Annotated in this window: 13 protein-coding genes and 1 tRNA gene; 2 read left to right on the top strand and 12 right to left on the bottom strand. The window is 69.7% G+C overall.

The genetic code is table 11. The annotated features are described in order from the left end of the window. Positions 1 to 148 precede the first annotated feature (148 nt). On the top strand, positions 149 to 2,596 hold the full coding sequence (locus AOP78_RS15305) for a carboxypeptidase-like regulatory domain-containing protein (RefSeq protein ID WP_062205982.1): 2,448 nt from the start codon (positions 149 to 151) through the stop codon (positions 2,594 to 2,596). A 187-nt stretch (positions 2,597 to 2,783) separates the two neighbouring features. Here AOP78_RS15305 and AOP78_RS15300 read toward each other — a convergent pair whose 3' ends face one another. From AOP78_RS15300 to topA, 11 genes are all read right to left on the bottom strand, one after another. Continuing rightward, positions 2,784 to 3,566, bottom strand: a complete 783-nt coding sequence (locus tag AOP78_RS15300; RefSeq protein ID WP_160297648.1) for a hypothetical protein — start codon at positions 3,564 to 3,566, stop codon at positions 2,784 to 2,786. Between the two features lie 165 nt (positions 3,567 to 3,731). Then, positions 3,732 to 3,807: transfer RNA gene (locus AOP78_RS13795), tRNA-Thr, on the bottom strand. Between the two features lie 36 nt (positions 3,808 to 3,843). Continuing rightward, positions 3,844 to 5,409 (bottom strand): alpha/beta hydrolase, encoded by a 1,566-nt coding sequence (locus tag AOP78_RS13790; protein ID WP_083980218.1) that lies wholly within the window; start codon positions 5,407 to 5,409, stop codon positions 3,844 to 3,846. Between the two features lie 48 nt (positions 5,410 to 5,457). Then, positions 5,458 to 6,603, bottom strand: coding sequence for a DNA polymerase III subunit delta' (locus AOP78_RS13785; RefSeq protein ID WP_062206140.1), 1,146 nt, complete (start codon positions 6,601 to 6,603; stop codon positions 5,458 to 5,460). Between the two features lie 74 nt (positions 6,604 to 6,677). Next, positions 6,678 to 7,349: a dTMP kinase gene (gene tmk / locus AOP78_RS13780; RefSeq protein WP_062205976.1), complete on the bottom strand. Its 672-nt coding sequence runs from the start codon at positions 7,347 to 7,349 to the stop codon at positions 6,678 to 6,680. 138 nt (positions 7,350 to 7,487) lie between these two features. Beyond that, positions 7,488 to 8,510, bottom strand: coding sequence for a Gfo/Idh/MocA family protein (locus tag AOP78_RS13775; RefSeq protein WP_062205973.1), 1,023 nt, complete (start codon positions 8,508 to 8,510; stop codon positions 7,488 to 7,490). 73 nt (positions 8,511 to 8,583) lie between these two features. Then, on the bottom strand, positions 8,584 to 10,020 hold the full coding sequence (locus AOP78_RS13770) for a hypothetical protein (protein ID WP_062205970.1): 1,437 nt from the start codon (positions 10,018 to 10,020) through the stop codon (positions 8,584 to 8,586). Beyond that, positions 10,017 to 10,550, bottom strand: a complete 534-nt coding sequence (locus AOP78_RS13765; protein WP_083980214.1) for an RNA polymerase sigma factor — start codon at positions 10,548 to 10,550, stop codon at positions 10,017 to 10,019. The genes AOP78_RS13770 and AOP78_RS13765 overlap by 4 nt, the downstream gene beginning before the upstream one ends. A 133-nt stretch (positions 10,551 to 10,683) precedes the next feature. Then, the gene (locus tag AOP78_RS13760; protein ID WP_062205965.1) at positions 10,684 to 11,682 is read right to left on the bottom strand and encodes a DUF6976 family protein; all 999 of its coding nucleotides are present in this window, start codon (positions 11,680 to 11,682) and stop codon (positions 10,684 to 10,686) included. A 127-nt stretch (positions 11,683 to 11,809) separates the two neighbouring features. Continuing rightward, on the bottom strand, positions 11,810 to 12,064 hold the full coding sequence (locus AOP78_RS13755) for a hypothetical protein (protein WP_152659566.1): 255 nt from the start codon (positions 12,062 to 12,064) through the stop codon (positions 11,810 to 11,812). 229 nt (positions 12,065 to 12,293) lie between these two features. Then, positions 12,294 to 14,990, bottom strand: coding sequence for a type I DNA topoisomerase (gene topA / locus AOP78_RS13750; protein WP_062205961.1), 2,697 nt, complete (start codon positions 14,988 to 14,990; stop codon positions 12,294 to 12,296). Between the two features lie 242 nt (positions 14,991 to 15,232). Between topA and AOP78_RS13745 the strand changes: the two genes are divergently transcribed. Beyond that, on the top strand, positions 15,233 to 16,054 hold the full coding sequence (locus AOP78_RS13745; RefSeq protein WP_160297647.1) for an inositol monophosphatase family protein: 822 nt from the start codon (positions 15,233 to 15,235) through the stop codon (positions 16,052 to 16,054). A gap of 247 nt (positions 16,055 to 16,301) precedes the next feature. Here the strand turns inward: AOP78_RS13745 and AOP78_RS13740 are convergent, their stop codons facing one another. After that, positions 16,302 to 17,003, bottom strand: coding sequence for a hypothetical protein (locus AOP78_RS13740; RefSeq protein WP_062205955.1), 702 nt, complete (start codon positions 17,001 to 17,003; stop codon positions 16,302 to 16,304). Positions 17,004 to 17,210 lie beyond the last annotated feature (207 nt).

The following is a 17,210-nucleotide window of genomic DNA, read 5'->3' as shown; positions in this document are numbered from 1 at the left end:
TACGAGCTCGGTGGCAAGAATGGCACCGTCGATTCCCGCGACCTCAACGCGCGTCTATAGACGGGCATGACACACGTCCTATCGCGTGTCACTCGATGCCGCCATAATGGTTCGCGAAGGGGAAACCACCGCATGTTCGAGGGGGATCATGACCGCCACACCAATCGCATCTCGCGCCGCCGCGCTTCTCGCCGCACTCGCGCTCTCGCTCGGCCTCACCGCCGCCGTCACCGTCCCAGCCTCCGCGACTGAGACAGGATCCATCTCCGGAACAGTCACCGTGCCCAGCGGCGCGACGACGTACTGGTACAGCTACGTGACCGTCGAGCTCTACAGCGACGACTACGACACCAGCGTCAACGTCAACGCGGACGGCACCTACTCGGCCACCGGACTGCCCGAAGGCGACTACACGGTCGTGTTCTATGCGGCCACCGCATCCGGCCTGCTGTCCGAGTACTACGACGACGTCTTCTACTGGTCCGGCCACGACACCTTCGAGACGGTGCCCGTCGCCACCGGCGAGGCCGTCACCGGCATCAGCGCGGACCTCGAACTCGCCGGAACGATCACCGGCACGATCGACCCGCCCGCCGGAGCCTCCGACACCTGGTACGAGGACGTGACCGTGTACGTCGAGGACGGCGACTACTGGAAGCTCGGCGCGATCAGCACCGACGGCACCTACACGGTCACCGGGCTGCCCGCTGGCACCTACCTCGTGCAGATCCGAGCCGGTGCCGGGTCCGGCCTGGCGACCGTCTTCTACGGTGACACGCAGGACGCCGACGACGCGAGCGTCGCAATCGTGACCGCGGGCGCCACCACAAGCGGCATCGACGTTGGACTCGACGCGGACGACAGCCTGGGGAGCATGTCCGGCACGTTGGAGACGTCGGAGAAGATCGACGGCGCGTGGCGTAGCGGGATGCGAATCCAGGTCTACTCCGAGACGTGCCCCGCATCGACCGACGGTGAGAACATGTGCGTCGCGTACACCGACGACATCCGTGCCGACGGGTACTGGTACATCGACGGGCTCCCGGCCGGCGACTACGCCGCCCACTTCTGGCCCCTGTGGGGTGCGAACGTCCTCGACCAGTACTACGGCGACGCGACCGAGTACGTCGACGCGGAGCGCGTCACGGTCGGCGACGATGAGGATGTCACCGGCATCGACGCGACACTTCAGGTCGCGTCGATGATCTCCGGCACCGTGTCCGTCGAGGCTGCCGCCGACGCCGACCTTCTCGACGACGTCCTGGTCACCGCATGGCTGCTCGATGAGGACGGCACAGGAGGCTCGTCCGATCAGCAGCCCACCGAGGTGAACGCCGACGGCACGTACACGATCGAGGGTCTCGACTCGGGCACCTACATCCTCTACTTCTACACGGGCGATTGGCTCTCCGGGGTGACGACCAGCGACCTCGGCGCCGAATACTACGGCGACACGGTGAGCTGGTCGGAGGCGACAAGGGTGACCCTCGAGGTTCCCGAGGTCGTCACCGGCGCCGACGTCACGCTCGGAGCGGGCGTCTACTCGTCCACTCCGGCCCCGACCGTCAGCTACGGGACGCTGACCGTCGGCTCCTACCTTGTGGCGACCATCAACGCGTGGACGCCGTCGACGTACTCGTTCACGTACCAGTGGTATCGCGACGGGGAGGCCATCGACGGTGCCGAGTATGCGGCCTACAAGCTCACGTCGGCGGACATCGGCACGACGATCACCTTCTCGATGACGAGCACGCTCCAAGGCTGGGAGACCAAGACGGTCACCAGCGCGGCCGTGACGGTCCCCGGCGCGAACCTCACCGCGTCAACACCGACCATCTCGGGCACGCTGAAGGCCGGGTCCACCCTCACCGCGAACCCGGGCGTGTGGACGGACGGGGTGGCGCTCACCTACCAGTGGCTCCGCGACGGCAGCAAGATTTCCGGTGCGACGTCGAGCACGTACACACTGACGGCCGCTGACCGCGGCCACAAGATCACGGTGAAGATCACCGGCTCGAAGTCGGGGTACACGACGGCGACAAAGAGCAGCGCGTCCGTGACGGTGCCCCTGGCGGCGCTCACGGCGGCAACGCCGACGTTCTCGGGCACGCTGAAGTCGGGATACACGCTGACGGCGAAGGCGGGCGCGTGGACGTCCGGGGCGACGCTGAAGTACCAGTGGTATCGGGACGGCAGCAAGATTTCCGGTGCCACGGCGCGGACGTACAAGCTCACGACGGCTGACCGTGGTCACAAGATCACGGTGAAGGTCACCGGCAAGAAGTCGGGATACACGACGGTGACCAAGACCTCGGCGAGCAAGTACATCAAGCGCGTGCTGTCGGCCTCGAAGCCGGTCATCAAGGGCACGACGAAGGTCGGCAAGAGGCTCAAGGCCGCCAAGGGCACGTGGACCTCGGGCACGAAGATCACGTACCAGTGGTACAACAACGGTCACAAGATCAAGGGCGCCACCGGCCAGTACTACCGGCTCAAGAAGTCCGACAAGGGCGACAAGATCACCGTGAAGGTCACCGGCAAGAAGTCCGGCTACTGGTCGACGACCAAGACCTCGCGGGCGGTGCGTATCCACTAGGGCCCACGTAGGGACGACGCAGCCCCGCTCGAGCGGACGTTCGGGCGGGGCTGCGTCGTCGCTGCGGTCGGGGCATGCCTGACGACCTCCGTGGCCAGGCGACGACGGCGCTACCGGCGCGACATCGACACCCGTGGCCGGCTCCTCGACACCAACGTGCTCACGTTCGACTCAGGCAACGAGCTCGTCATAGGACGGGTACCGACTCAACCTCGTATGCGGCGCGACGCACGATCCAACGGTCAAACCGCGTCTCAACGCGTGGACGGTCGGGCGACGCGCCCTCCGCGTCCACAAGGAAGCAGCCGCTCATCCACCGCCAGCGCCAGTGCCGCGCGATCAGCTCGCCACGACCGAACACCATCAAGAGCCGTGCCAGCGATCCGTCATCGATGACCTCGGTCACGTGGTCGCCCTCGCCGAACGTCACAAGGACCGAACCGGCCCAGTCCTCAAGCTCGAGCTCCGTCCCGGTGGCCGCACGCAGCAGGCGCCAGACCGAAGCATCCGCATCGATACCGATCTCCTCAAGGCCAGGAGACGCGTCGAGAAGCCGAGCCCGGAACGCAACATCGGCGAACTGACTCGGAGGCGTGTCGCGACCTCGCCAGGGCCGGGACCGCTCGCCGAGCGCCGCCTCCGCGACATCGCACCACCGCGGCTCCTCGCGTGCCCAGGTGTTCTGGCAAACGAGGCTCGTGAGACGGCCGCCGTCGGAGTCCACGAAACGCAGGCCCCACGCCGTCGGCTCGACCTCGACCAGCGCGTCCTTCGCGAACACCCGACGCCGGGTCACCCCCTGCACGACCACCTCATCCGCACCGACTGCGATGTATGGACGGAACGTCACGGACCAGATCACTAGCGCGAACCCGACCTGAAAGATCCACCCATTGCGAATCTCGACCGGGTCCAACTCACCGGCGGACACGAAGCCGTAGTTGAGATACAACTGCCAGGCCAGAAGCACCCAGAACGCGATGAGGCCGATCCTGATCCACCATCGCACGCGCCAGACGCGTGTCCCACTCTCGCCGTTGCTCACGCCGGAAGCATAGAACCGCACGACCCACGTCGCGCGGATGCGCCCCGACATGCGAAAGGCCCCGATCCTCACGGACCGGGGCCTTCTCGATGGAGCCGCCTAAGGGAATCGAACCCTTGACCTATTCATTACGAGTGAATCGCTCTGCCGACTGAGCTAAGGCGGCGTGCACCACAGGGGTGCGGGTAGCAATCATAGCGTGTCAGCAGACAGTTCCCGAATCCGGCACCGTGCCGTCCACCAGGAAGGCGTCCACGGCGTCGTTGATGCACGAGTTGGAGCGCCCGTACGCCGTGTGACCCTCGCCGTCGTAGGTGAGCAGCTCGGCGTTGCCGAGCTCGTCCGTGAGGTTCTCCGCCCACTCGTACGGGGTGGCCGGGTCGCCGGTCGTGCCGACCACCAGGATGGTGTTCGCGTCGTCCGGGTAGTCGAGCTCGTCGATCGTCTGGTGCGCGGGCCACGGCCAGGCCGAGCATCCGGCTCCGGTCGCGAACCACCAGCCGAAGGTCGGCGAGGCCTCCTCCATCGCGGCGGTCAGTTCCTCCTGGTCGTCGATCGTCCAGTCCTCGCCCGCGCTGCCGTCGGTGCAGCCGATCGCGGTGAAGGCGACGCTCGAGTTCGACGTCCACTCGCCGGAGTCCGCGTCGCGGTCCAGGTAGAAGCCCGCGAGCTGATAGAAGATCGACGCGGTGCCCTGAGAGTAGACCTCCTCGATCGCCTGGATCAGGTAGTCCCAGCTGTCCTCGGAGTACAGCGTGACGACGATGCCGTAGACCATGAGGTTGCCGTTGACGTCGTAGTCGTCGTAGCCGCTCGGGAGGGGGTTCTCGAGCGCGCTCGTGGCCAGGTCGCCGATCTGCTCACGCGCGGTCTCGACGTCCGACGACAGCGGGCACGTGCCGGTGCCCTGGCAGTACTCGATGAACGAGGTGAGCGCCTGCTCGAAGCCCTCGGCCTGGCCCACGCCCTGCTCCTCGTCGGACAGCAGGAAGTCGACCGCGCCGTCGAGGACCATGTGCCCCACGGTGTCGGGGTAGAGCTGCGCGTAGGTCGCGCCGAGCTGGGTGCCGTAGCTCGAGCCGAGGTAGTTGAGCTCGTCGTCGCCGAGCGCCGCGCGGATCACGTCCATGTCGCGCGCCGCGGACACCGTGTCGACGTTGGCCATGAGGTCTCCCGAGATCTCCTCGCAGCCGGCCGCGAAGTCGGCGACGCGCTGATCCGCCTCATCCAGATCGGCCTGGGTCGCGGACGGGTAGTCGGGGATGTAGAAGTCGTCGAGGGTCTGGCCGTCGCCGCAGTCGACCGCGGTCGACTCGCCCACGCCGCGCGGGTCGAAGCCGATGACGTCGTAGGACTCGGCGACCGCGTCGCCTGCGTACGACACGAAGTAGTCGAGGAAGTCGAGCCCGGAGCCCCCCGGCCCGCCGGGGTTGATCAGCAGCGAGCCGACCTTGCTGTCCTGGTCCGTGGCCGCGGCGCGGTTGATCGCGATCTCGATCGCGTCGCTCGACGGATCGGTCCAGTCGAGCGGCACCTCGACCGTCGCGCACTCGTAGTCGCCGCAGTCCTCCCAGGACAGCTCCTGGTCGTAGTACGACTCGAAGCCCGTTGGCACCTCGGCCGACGTCGCGACGGGGGCGGACGATGCGTCGGCGCCTGACGAGCCACCCTCCTCGTCGGTCGCGTCGGACGTCCCGGACGTGCACGCCGACAGCGCGAGGACGTAGACGGCGGCGAGCGCGATGGAGCGGGTCGGGCGTGAGGTCATGACGTTCAAACTAACCGACCGAGGCCACCGTTCCTGACACGGAGTGGCTCACTCCACAGGCATGGGTCGCAGCGCGAGCAGCATCGCCTCGACTGCGAGCAGCGGCGCGACGTTGCCCGCGAGCCGCTCGCGGGTGAGCGCGAGCGCGTCGAGCACCCTCACGGTGTCCTGCATCGTCCCGCGCGCGGCGAGCTGCTCGATGTGCCCCCGATGGGACGCGTTCACGAGCGGCACGCCCGATCCGACCTGCACGACCGCGACGTCGCGGTACAGGCTCATGAGGTCGACGATCGCCCGGTCCAGGACGTCGCGCTTGTGCCGGGTCGCGCGCCGCTTCTGGTCCTCCTCGAGCTGCTTGACCTGCGAGCGCAGCGCGGGGGGCAGCCGCCCCCCGTCGTCCGCGCCGAGGGTGCGGAGCAGCTGGTTGCGCTCGTCGGCGTCACGCTCCTCGGTGGCCGCCTTCGCATCGTCCTCTGCCACCTTGACCAGGTCCGCCGCTGCGAGCACCGCGTCCCCGACCCCCCGGATGTCCGTGGCGAGGGCGAGCACCTGGTCGCGCCGGGCGCGCGCGCCCGGGTCCCGCGCCAGGCGACGCGCGATCCCGATGTGGCTCTGCGCGGCGTGCGCGCACTCGAGCGCGAGATCGGGGTCGATGCCGTCGCGGCTCACCAGCAGGTCCGCGACCACCTGAGGGTCCGGCACCCGAAGCCCCACGACCCGGCACCTGGACCGGATGGTGACCACCACATCGTCCGCCGATGGGGCGCACAGCAGCCACACGGTGCGCGGCGGCGGCTCCTCGATGGACTTGAGCAGCAGGTTGGAGGTGCGCTCGACCATGCGGTCGGCGTCCTCGACGATGATCACGCGCCATCGACCCTGGCTGGGCGCGGTCTGCGCGACGGAGACGAGCGAGCGCACCTCGTCGATCGCGATCGTCACCTTCTCCGTCGCGACGACGGTGACGTCCGCGTGGGCGCCGCTGAGCGCCGTCGTGCACTCGCGGCACTGGCCGCAGCCACCGTTCGGGCACTGGAGCGCCGCCGCGAACGCGCGTGCGGCCTGCGAGCGCCCCGACCCCGGAGGTCCCGTGATGAGCCAGGCGTGGGTCATCGCGGACGCGTGGACGGAGGCGGCGCGCAGCGGCGCGGTCGCGTCCTCCTGGCCGACGAGCTCGGTCCACACGCCCGTCACCGCGGGCGCGTGGCTCGGGTCGGCGAGCGCGGTGCCCAGGTCCTCCGAGGCGTCGGCGCTTCTCGCCTCGGGGCTCACGGCGTCACCGGGGAGGGCGGGGTGGGCGACGTCGGCGCGCCCTGGCTCGCGCCGGCCTCGCGTGCGCGACGGATCGCGTCGCGCACCGCCGAGAAGACGTCGTGGAAGACCTCGCCCTCGGGACGCGCCGCGTCGACCACGGCGTAGCGGGCCGGGTCGCGCTGCGCGAGCATGAGGAAGCCGCGGCGGATCTTGTCGGCCTGCCGGGAGGTCTCGCCCTCGACACGGTCCAGGTCCCTCGCCATGCGGCTGGGGTCGGGCTCCATGTCGAGCACGATCGTGACGTCGGGCAGCAGGTCGCCGGTGGCCCACCGCGAGATCCGCTCGACCTGGTCTCCGAGCCCCCGCGCGCCGCCCTGGTACACGATCGACGAGTCGATGTAGCGGTCCTGAAGGACGACAGCGCCCCGAGCCAGCGCGGGCCTCACGAGCGTCTCGATGTGGTGCGCGCGGTCGGCGGCGTACAGCAGCGCCTCGGCGCGCGGCGCGACGTGGTCGCCGTGGAGGATGAGCTGGCGCAGCTGATGACCCAGGGCCGTCCCGCCGGGCTCGCGCGTCACGACGACCTCGCGCCCCGCGGATTGCAGCGCGTCGGACAGCCGCTTCAGCTGCGTCGTCTTGCCGACGCCGTCACCACCCTCGAACACCACGAACAGGCCCGCACTCATGGGGACAAACCTACCCGGAGGGACTGACGCGACGGGCGCGCGGCAAGGCGGTAGGGAGAACCCGAGGAAGCGCGCGCCCTGGGGACGCCGAAGCGCCCCAGGAGGAGCAGCATCGTCCAGGGACGATGCGGGAGCCGGCTACCGCTCCCCCGGACCTCCGTGCTCGCCCGGGTAGATGAGGCCGATCTGGTTGCGGACCTCGTCCATGATCCGCATGATCTCGAGCGACTCGTCGAGCGTGTGGATCGGCGACTCGGTGAGGCCGAGATCGACGCAGCGGGCCACCTCCGCGGCCTCGTACTGGAAGCCGTTGGGAACGTCCCCGTCGAAGAACGTGGAGGTGCCGTCGTACCGGGTGACGGTGAACGACGTGGGGTTGTAGAACGTGCGGTCGATCTGGATGAAGCCCTCGGTGCCGCCGATGAGCGCCATGCACGGGGTGCGGCCCTCCATCGTCGTCGTGAGGGAGGCCTGCGCTCCGAGGCTCGCGTAGTCGAAGACCATCGACACCTGGCCGTCGACCCCGGTGTCCGTGAGGCGGCCGACCGACGTGATCGAGTCCGGAACACCCAGGATGTCGTGCGCGAACGCGATCGGGTAGACGCCGAGGTCCAGGAGCGCGCCGCCCGCTAGAGCGGGGTTGCGCATGCGCTCGATGTGCGCGATCGGTTGCCCATGGTCGGCCTGGACCGAGACGATCTGACCGATCTCGCCGCGCTCGATCAGCTCGCGCACCGCGTACATGTGAGGCAGGTGGCGGGCCCACATGGCCTCCATCACGAACACGCCCTTGGCGCGCGCCGCATCGACGACCTGCCTGGCCTGCATCTCGTTCTGCGTGAACGCCTTCTCCACCATGACGTTCTTGCCCGCCTCGATCGCGAGCAGCGCGGGGTTGTGGTGGTTGTTGTGCGTCGTCGCGACATAGACGATGTCGATCGCGTCGTCGGCGACGAGCTCCTCGTAGCTGCCGTACGCCTTCGGGACGTCCATCTCGTCGGCGAAGGCCTGCGCCCGATCCAGCCCCGAGGCGGCCGCGACCGCGACGACCTCGGACTGCGTGTACTGGTTGACGGCCTCGGCCAGCTTGTGGGCGATGCCGCCCGCGCCGAGGATGCCCCAGGTGAAGGCGGGGGCGGACATGGGCAGCGGTGCACTCATGGGTCTCACCCTAGCCCGCGCACGGGGACGATGCACCGCCTTCCTTGGGCGTTCGTCGTCGCCGATTCTCGGGTCAGTCCGCGAAGGCGTCGGCCTCCGTCACGGTGCCGCCCGGGTCCACCCAGGTCGCGTAGGTCTCGCCCATCTCGACCTGGACCACGATGAGGTGGATCTCGGTGCGCGCGAGCTCGTCGTCGGAGGCCGACGCCCACTTCTGGGCCGTGTCGCTCCTGCACCAGCCGGAGCGGGGCAGATACGCGTCGCCCAAGCGGACCGAGGTGTCGCCGCCGACGCCCGTCGCGGCCTGGTACACGTCGCTGGCCCCCACCACGACGCCGTCGCGCACGGCCACGGCCTGCGCCCACGTGTCGGTGCCGTCGTCCTCGCTCGTCGTCACCGTGAACTGCCACTTCAGCAGCGTCGAGATGTCGCCCTCCTCCGCGAGGTACTCCTCCTCAGGGATCACGATGGGAGCCGCGACGATGCTCGCGCCGTCCCCGCCGTAGGACGTGTCGTTGAGGTACGCGCCGGCCTCGAGGTCCCACTCCTCGCCGCACACGAAGCCTGGCTGGCCCTCCACCCGCAGAACCGCATCGGCCGCCGTGGTCGAGGCGTCGACCGTGACCGTCTCGACCGGCTCCGACCACTCCGCGGGCGGCGTCAGCGGGTCGGCCTCCGACGGCTCCGCGAGCAGCTCGAGGCGGTCGAGCATCCCCGAGAACTCGACCGAGGGCGAGCCCGCCGGGTCGACGACCTGGGCGACCGACCCGTCGGCCATGGTCAGCTGCACGACCAGGTGGACGTCGTACGCGCCGTCGTCCCACAGGTAGGTGCTGCGTCCGCAGTCGCCCGGGTACGGCACGAGCGACTCGACGCCCTCGGTGTCGAGATCCACGTAGGTGCCGGTGCCCGACGCGGGCCCCCCGACGACCAGCGACTCGTCCATGTCGGACACCCCGACGATCCTGTCGCCCAGCGTCACGATCGAGCGCGTCGTCACCGACACCAGATCCGCGCCGTGACCCGCGACCGTGACGCTCCACAGCGCGTCCGAGGTCTCGCCGTCGCCGATCGCGGTCACCCCTGCCTGCCCGCCGCCGTCGACGAGCTCCGCCGAGACCTGGCCGGCATCGCGAGCCGTCTCCGCGGTGACGGAGACACCCGCGTCGAGCGTCCACGCCGCCCCGCACACCCACGAGGTGTCGGCGAGCGCGGCGACGTCCTCAACCGGCGCATCGTCCATCGAGGAGACGACCCGCGTCGCGCTCGACGTCGGCGACGGGGCCGCGGGCCCCGAGTCGCGGGACGGTCCCGCCCACGCCGCCGCCGCGCCGCCGATCGCGACCACCGCGGCCGCGGCGACCCCCGCCTGCCACGCCGTCCGCGTGCGCCGGGCCTTCGCGACCCGCGTGTTCACCGTCGCCGCGCCCTTCCTGCTCAGGGACGATGCGACGCGGGCTCCCGCTCCCGCCTCGAGGCTCTCGGAGAGCTTCCGTCGTGCGTCGGTCATCGCCGCACCTCCTTCACGTCGGTCACGTCGCCTTCGGAGAGGTCGGCCCCGAGCGCGTCGGCCAGGGCCGCGCGCCCGTCCTTGAGGTAGCCCTTCACGGTGCCCTCCGAGATGCCCATCGCGTCCGCGACCCGCCTGATCGCGAGGTCGTCGAGGTAATGCAGCGCGACCGCGGTCCGCACGCGCGGCGGCAGCTGCGCGATCGCCCGCGCGACGTCGTCCCGCAGGTCCACCTCGGGAGCGTGATCGGGATGCTCGTCACCGCCCGCCGCGAGGCGCGGGACCACGGACAGCCACCGCGTGCGTCGCCGCAGCGAGTCGAGGTGGAGGGTGCGCATCGTCGCCCGCACGTAGCCCTCGGCGGCGGCGACGTCCGGGATCGTGCGCGTGCGCGAGAACACCTTGACCATCGCATCCTGCACGAGCTCCTCGGACGCCGAGTAGGAGCCCGTCAGCGCGTACCCGTACGCTCCCAGGCGTGGCAGGCTGCCCGCGAACAGCTGCTCCACGAGCGCCTCTGAGTCCCTCATCGATCCCCCGGAAAGTCGGCCGCGGCCCCTCGGCCGGCGGCACCTCTGCAGGAGGAACGTACAACCCCGTCACCAGGTGGGGTCGGGACTGTGGGCAGGGTCACCGAGTCGCGCCGCGAGCGGGAGAGTCGGGTCAGCAGCCGTGATCCCGCGCGTGCAGCGTGAGGTACACGAGGGTCTGGTTGTGCAGCTGGTAGGCGATCTCGCCGAAGGTCGCGGGGCCGACGATGTCTCCCACCTTCCGCCCTTCGAGGTTCGAGTACGTGTAGTTGAGGACGCAGTTGAACGCGAAGGCCGGGTCCGCCGCCCCCACGGGAAGCGCCGCCTCGAACGCCTCCCGGTAGTCGCCGAGCGGGCACGCCAGGCGGTACTCGACGCCGCTGAAGACAGGCGCGTAGAGCTGGACCATGCCGCTCGCGGCGGGGCTGTTCTGGATCGACACGTTGACGCTCGCGCCGCCGAGGTCGGCGACGAGCGGCAGGCGGGTGTCGTGACCCAGCTCGGCCAGGTAGGCCGCGAAGTCCCGCGGCTCGCCGTCGACGAGCACGGTGTCCTGCTCGAAGCCCGTGTGCTCGAACCGCAGCGCCGGGCCGCCTCCCTGGGAGAAGAGCGTCACCGTCTCGGCGGTGGCGTGGACGCCATCAGCCAGCCGCGCATGCATCACCACGGCGACCGCGGGGCTCGCCGACGCGCCCGAGCCGGCGAACGTCTTCGGCCTCACGTGGCCGTAGTCGTCCAGGTGCACGCCCGCGACCCACCCGATCAGCGGTCCCGGGAACGCATCGCGGCGGTCGACCGCCCCCACCGCGAACGAGGTCTGCACGACGCTTCCGCTCGGGACGATGATCACGGAGAAGCCGTTGTCGAACGCGTCTCCCGCGATGAGGTCCAGGTCGTCTGCGGTGTAGCGGCGGATCGCGACGTCCTCCACCTCGCTCGGGAGCGCGTCGACGTGCAGGAGCTCTCGAGTCGTGCGGCCGCCGCTGTCCGTCATGAAGTAAGGGATCGTGCCGCCGATCCAGCGTCCCTCGGGGAGCCGGCTCAGCAGAGACTCATCGCCGGCGATCAGCAGCGCCTCCCCCGCCTCGATCCGCGCGGCCGCCTCATCGACGGTGCACAGGGAGCGGGTCATGGGGGCCTCCTCAACTGGCGCGGCGCGCGTCGTCGCCGGGGATCGACCGTCGCGGGCGACGTGGAGAATCATGGCATCACCGGGACCATGACGGAAGGCGCCGAGTCCTAGGTCACACCGGGGCAGCTCAGGAGCGCGTGCGGACCTCGAGCGACGGGTCGGACAGGCGGCCCCCGAACACCGCGATCGCGAGCACGAGCGTCAGCGCCAGGGTCGCCACTATCGCCCACGGGCTCACCGTCACAACGTTCGGGTCGCAGGCATCCGTGTAGTTGCCCTCGTCGTCGTAGGGGTAGCAGGTGTTCACCGCGTCGAGGATCCAGACCAGCGCGATCCCCCCGACGGCCGCGACCCCCATCGCCCACCGCATCCAGCTCTTCATGACACCGGATGCTACCGGCGCGACACCGGAGCGGGGGCGCCGCCGCACGTCCTGCACACACCTGGCTCTGCAGACGGCGTGTCCGAGCCCACAACCGCACGACACGCCGTGCGCAGGACGAAGCGTGTGCAGGACGTGCGGCGGGAAGGGGTGGCCAAGGACGGTGCAGGGGCGTGGCGGCGCGGTGGTTTCTCGGTGGTAGCCCCGACGCGCAGGGACGATGCGGCCCCTACTTCTTCTTGGGCGCCGCCTTGCGAGTGGTGGTCTTCTTCGCGGCGGGCTTGCGGGCGGTCGCCTTCTTCTTGGCGGGAGCCTTCTCGCGCTTCTCCTGGAGCAGCTCGACGGCACGCTCGTGCGTCATCTCCTCCACGGTCGAGCCGCGCGGGATCGTGACGTTGGTGACGCCGTCGGTGATGTACTCGCCGAAGCGTCCCTCCTTGATCACGATGGGCTTCTCGGAGACGGGGTCCGTGCCGAGCTCCTTGAGCGGCGGCTTGGCGGTGCGGCCGCGTCCGCGCTTGGGCTGCGCGTAGATCGCGAGCGCCTCCTCGAGCGTGATCGAGAGCAGCTGGTCCTCGGACTCGATCGTGCGCGAGTCCGTGCCCTTCTTGAGGTACGGGCCGTAGCGGCCGTTCTGCGCGGTGATCTCCTCGTTGGTGCCGGGGTCCACTCCGACGACGCGCGGCAGCTCCATGAGCTTCACGGCATCCTCGAGCGTGACCGTCGCGAGGTCCATCGTCTTGAACAGCGACGCGGTCTTCGGCTTGGCCTTGGAGCCCTCGGGCAGCACCTCGGTAACGTACGGGCCGAAGCGGCCGGCCTTCGCGACGATGGGCGTGCCGAGCGTCGGGTGGGTGCCGAGCTCGCGCTCGTCGCCGCCCTGGTTCTCGAACAGCTCGTTGGCCTTCGCCACGGTGAGCTCGTCGGGTGCGAGGTCCTCGGGGATCGACGCCGTGTCGAGCTCACCCTCCTCGCCACCGGCCTTGGGACGCTGGATGTACGGGCCGTAGCGGCCGACGCGCAGGACGATGCCGTCGCCGATCTCGAACGTCGAGTTCGCCCTGGCGTCGATGTCGCCGAGGTTGTCGACGAGGTTCTTGAGCCCCTCGGCCCCGAGATCGCTTCCCTCGCCGGAGCCGAAGTAGAACTCGGACAGCCAGTCGACGCGCGCCATCTCGCCCGAGGCGATGCGGTCGAGGCCCTCCTCCATGTCGGCGGTGAAGCCGTAGTCGACGAGCCTGCCGAAGTGCTCCTCGAGCAGGCGGATCATCGCGAACGCGAGCCACGTGGGCACGAGCGCCTGCTTGATCACGTTGACGTAGCCCTTGTCGATGATGACGTCCACCATCTGCGCGTACGTCGACGGTCGCCCGAGCTTGCGGTCCTCGAGCTCCTTGATCATCGCGCCCTGCGTGTAGCGCGGCGGCGGGGTCGTGGAGTGCGTGAGCGGCTCGAGGTCGGCGACGTCGACGCCCTGGCCCTGGGCCAGCTGGGGCAGGCGATCGTCGTCGCCCTTCGCGCCCGAGGCGACCGACTCATCGTCCTCCGCGTAGCGGGCCTTCTCTCGAGTCTCCTCGTAGACCGCCATGAAGCCGGGCTGCGTGATGATCGTGCCGGACTTGGTGAACTCGACCGCGTGGTGCTCGGCGGTGGTCGCCGCGAGGCGGACGGTCGAGGTGGTGCCGACAGCGTCGGCCATCTGGGACGCGATGGTGCGCTTCCAGATCATCTCGTACATGCGGAACTCTTCGCCCGACAGCTCGGTGCGCAGCGAGTCCGGGGTGCGGAAGCGGTCGCCCGCGGGGCGGATCGCCTCGTGCGCCTCCTGCGCGTTCGAGTCCTTCGACGCGTAGACACGGGCCGTGGGCGAGACGTTGTCCGCCCCGAACAGCTCGAGCGCCTGCGAGCGGGCCGCGCGGGTCGCCTCGCCGGACAGGCCCGGCGAGTCGGAGCGCATATAGGTGATGTAGCCCTTCTGGTAGAGCGCCTGGGCGACGTTCATCGCCTGGCGCGCGCCCAGCCGGAGCTTGCGGCTCGACTCCTGGATCAGGGTCGACGTGATGAACGGGGCCGCGGGACGACGCTTGTACGGCTTGGAGTCGACGCCCGCCACGGTGAAGGTCGCGTTCGCGAGGCCCGAGGCGAGCGCTCCCGCGGTCGCGGCGGTGACGTGCACTGCCTTGGCGTTGGACAGCGAGCCGCGGTCGTCGAAGTCCTTGCCCGTCGCGACGCGCTTGCCGTCCAGGGTGGTGAGGCGCGCGACGAACGAGCGGCCCGCGTCGGGGCCCTCCTTCGCCGTGAAGGTCGCCTGCAGGTCCCAGTACTCGGCCGAGCTGAACGCCATGCGCTCCCGCTCGCGGTCCACCACGAGGCGCAGCGTCACGGACTGCACGCGGCCCGCCGACGTGCCGGACTGGATCTTGCGCCACATCACGGGCGAGACCGAGTAGCCGTACAGGCGGTCGAGGATGCGGCGGGCCTCCTGGGCCTCGACCAGCTCCATGTCGACCTGCCGCGGCGCCTCGAGGGCACGCGCGATGCCCTCCTTGGTGATCTCGTGGAACGCGAGGCGCTTCACCGGGATCTTCGGCTTGAGCACCTCGAGCAGGTGCCATGCGATGGCCTCCCCCTCGCGGTCCTCATCAGTTGCCAGGTAGAGCTCGTCGGCGTCCTTGAGGTGCCGCTTCATGTCCGCGACGACCTTCTTCTTGCCCGGGTCCACGCGGTAGTACGGCACGAAGCCGCCGTCGATGTCGATCGAGAACTCGCCGACGGGCGACTTCTTGATCTCCTCGGGCAGCTCGGACTTCTCGGCGAGGTCGCGGATGTGCCCGATGCTGGAGAGGACGTCGTAGTCGGCGCCGAGGAAGCCGCCGATGGTCTTCGACTTGGTCGGCGACTCGACGATGACGAGCTTGCGGGGCATCGGACCTGCCTTGCCTTGGAGATGAGATGTGCGGTGCGGCCTGAGCGGCCGGATTCGCACTCAATATACATACGGAGTCAGACAGCGCGACCAGCCGGAGGGCCCGCCCCGTAGGGGCGAGATTCTCGACGCGCCTGGGGAGGACGCCGCGGGCGCCCTCATGGACGATGCGCCGGCGGCCGTCCCGTGAACGGTCGGGAGGTCCTGGGGTCGTGTCGGTGGTTCGTGTCACGATGGGACACGTGAGCCTTCCCGCCGACACCATCTCGCAGCAGCTGTCCGAGGCCGTCCTGGCCGCGATGAACGACGCCACCGCGACCGAGGTCATGCCTCGCTGGCGCGCTCTCGAGGACCACGAGATCCGCACCAAGTCCTCCGAGTGGGACCTCGTGACCGACGCGGACGAGGCGGCCGAGCGGATGCTCACGGTCGCGCTGCGCGAGCTCGTCGACGTGCCCGTGGTCGGAGAGGAGGCGACGGCGCAGGACAAGTCGCTGCTCGACCTCGTCGACGGCCAAGGAGCGGTCTGGGTCGTGGACCCCGTGGACGGCACGCGCAACTTCGTGGCCGGCACCGAGGCGTTCGGATGCATGGTCGCGCTGATCGACGACGGCCGCACGGTCGCCTCGTGGATCACGTATCCCGCCGTGGGGCGCGAGGCGCATGCCGCGCGCGGCGTCGGGGCGTTCCTCGACGGCGAGCGCCTCACCGCGTCGGCGCCGAAGGATCCCGCGGCGCTCGCGGGAGCCGTGAGCGGCAAGTACCACCCCGACGGCCCGGACGAGCTGTTCGCGCGGGCGAGCCGCCTCGGGCCCGCGAAGCCCATCCGCTTCTGCGCGGCGTGGGACTACCTGGACGTCGTCACGGGCGTCACGGACTTCGTCAAGTTCACGCGCACCCTGCCGTGGGACCACGCACCCGGCGCGCTGATCTGCCAGGAGGCCGGTCTCAAGGCGGCGCGCCCCAACGGCGAGGAGTACCTCCCCGGCGGCGACGTGCAGTCCGGCATCCTCACGGCGCACCCGTCGGTGTGGGACAGGGTCGCGACCGCGCTGCGCGGCTGAGCGCCCGCCCCAAGCGGGTACCTGGCTGACGCCCACCGGGTACCTGGTGGTCGCCTCTTTCCCGCCCCCGCATCGTCCCTGCGCGGCCCAGCCCCACGTCTCGGCCGCATGTCACCTGTGGGCCGCTCATGCCTGCTCCACGCCCTCAACTGTCACCTCTAGGCCATTGAGGCCTGCGCCGTCCCTCTGACACGAAGAAGGAGGGGCCCCGCCGAAGCGGGACCCCTCCGGGAGAGAGCGCTGGCGCTTACGCGGCCACCAGCTCCTTGTCGTCGGCGGCGACAGCCTCCGCCACCGACTCCTTCTTGAGGCCCGAGGCGATCCACAGGGCCGCGGCGCCGAGGACGATGAACACCAGGCCGAGGCCGCCGATGAAGGCCGCGACGCCCGTGCCGAGCTGCAGGGTCGAGGCGGTCACGGAGCCGACGCCGAGCTCGGCGATCAACGCGTGAGCGGTGCCGCTCCAGGCACCGGCGCGGACCTGCTGGTCGATCTCGTTGGTGTAGTCGAAGTCGGCCCAGTAGCGGCCGTCGACCGGGATGTCGTAGCTCTCACCGGCGGTGAGGGTCTGGCCGTCGTACTCGGTGTCGGCGCTGGGCGTGACGGTGATGGTCATGTTGAGCACGTCGTAGGCGATCGCGGCCATCTGGACCATGTACTCGGTGGGGGTGTTGACGATCGGGTCGTTGGGGTCGAGGTCGGAGGCGACGACCGCGTAGCCCCAGTCGTTCTCGAGCAGGTCGAGGACGTCCTGGCCCTCGGTGGTGTCGCCGTGGTTGAGCAGGTTGCCGTCGTCGTCGTACGAGAGCTGGACGTTCTCGGCGGTGGCGAACGCGTCGAGCGAGTTCTGGCCGGCCGCGACCTGCGAGTAGGCGAAGACGCCGGCTGCGAGGAATCCCGCGCCGACCAGCGCGAGGAACGCGCCGAGGATGTTGAGCTTCTTGACCATGATGATCAGTGGTTCCTTCCGGGGGGGTGTGTAGTGCCTTGTGATCCCCACAGTTCCACTTGGTTGATACGTCTACTAAGGACCAAGTGCCCAACTTTACGAGCGTCCAACAGGACCTTGGTACCAGGGACGATGCGTCACAGGACAGAGGTCCCGACGCAGGTCACGATGTGGTCACGGTGCGCGCGGGCGTGCGGCGACGCAGGC

The organism is Demequina salsinemoris, from assembly GCF_000974805.1.
Lineage (GTDB): Bacteria > Actinomycetota > Actinomycetes > Actinomycetales > Demequinaceae > Demequina > Demequina salsinemoris.
This window is presented reverse-complemented; position numbering and strand designations above follow the sequence as displayed.

Excerpts from the sequence above, each read along its gene's own strand:
- AOP78_RS13770 (WP_062205970.1), bottom strand. The coding sequence starts at position 10,020 with ATGACCGACGCACGACGGAAGCTCTCCGAGAGCCTCGAGGCGGGAGCG.
- tmk (WP_062205976.1), bottom strand. The coding sequence starts at position 7,349 with ATGAGTGCGGGCCTGTTCGTGGTGTTCGAGGGTGGTGACGGCGTCGGC.
- AOP78_RS13790 (WP_083980218.1), bottom strand. The coding sequence starts at position 5,409 with ATGACCTCACGCCCGACCCGCTCCATCGCGCTCGCCGCCGTCTACGTC.
- AOP78_RS13765 (WP_083980214.1), bottom strand. The coding sequence starts at position 10,550 with ATGAGGGACTCAGAGGCGCTCGTGGAGCAGCTGTTCGCGGGCAGCCTG.
- AOP78_RS13775 (WP_062205973.1), bottom strand. The coding sequence starts at position 8,510 with ATGAGTGCACCGCTGCCCATGTCCGCCCCCGCCTTCACCTGGGGCATC.
- AOP78_RS13740 (WP_062205955.1), bottom strand. The coding sequence starts at position 17,003 with ATGGTCAAGAAGCTCAACATCCTCGGCGCGTTCCTCGCGCTGGTCGGC.
- AOP78_RS13755 (WP_152659566.1), bottom strand. The coding sequence starts at position 12,064 with ATGAAGAGCTGGATGCGGTGGGCGATGGGGGTCGCGGCCGTCGGGGGG.
- AOP78_RS15305 (WP_062205982.1), top strand. The coding sequence starts at position 149 with ATGACCGCCACACCAATCGCATCTCGCGCCGCCGCGCTTCTCGCCGCA.
- topA (WP_062205961.1), bottom strand. The coding sequence starts at position 14,990 with ATGCCCCGCAAGCTCGTCATCGTCGAGTCGCCGACCAAGTCGAAGACC.
- AOP78_RS13760 (WP_062205965.1), bottom strand. The coding sequence starts at position 11,682 with ATGACCCGCTCCCTGTGCACCGTCGATGAGGCGGCCGCGCGGATCGAG.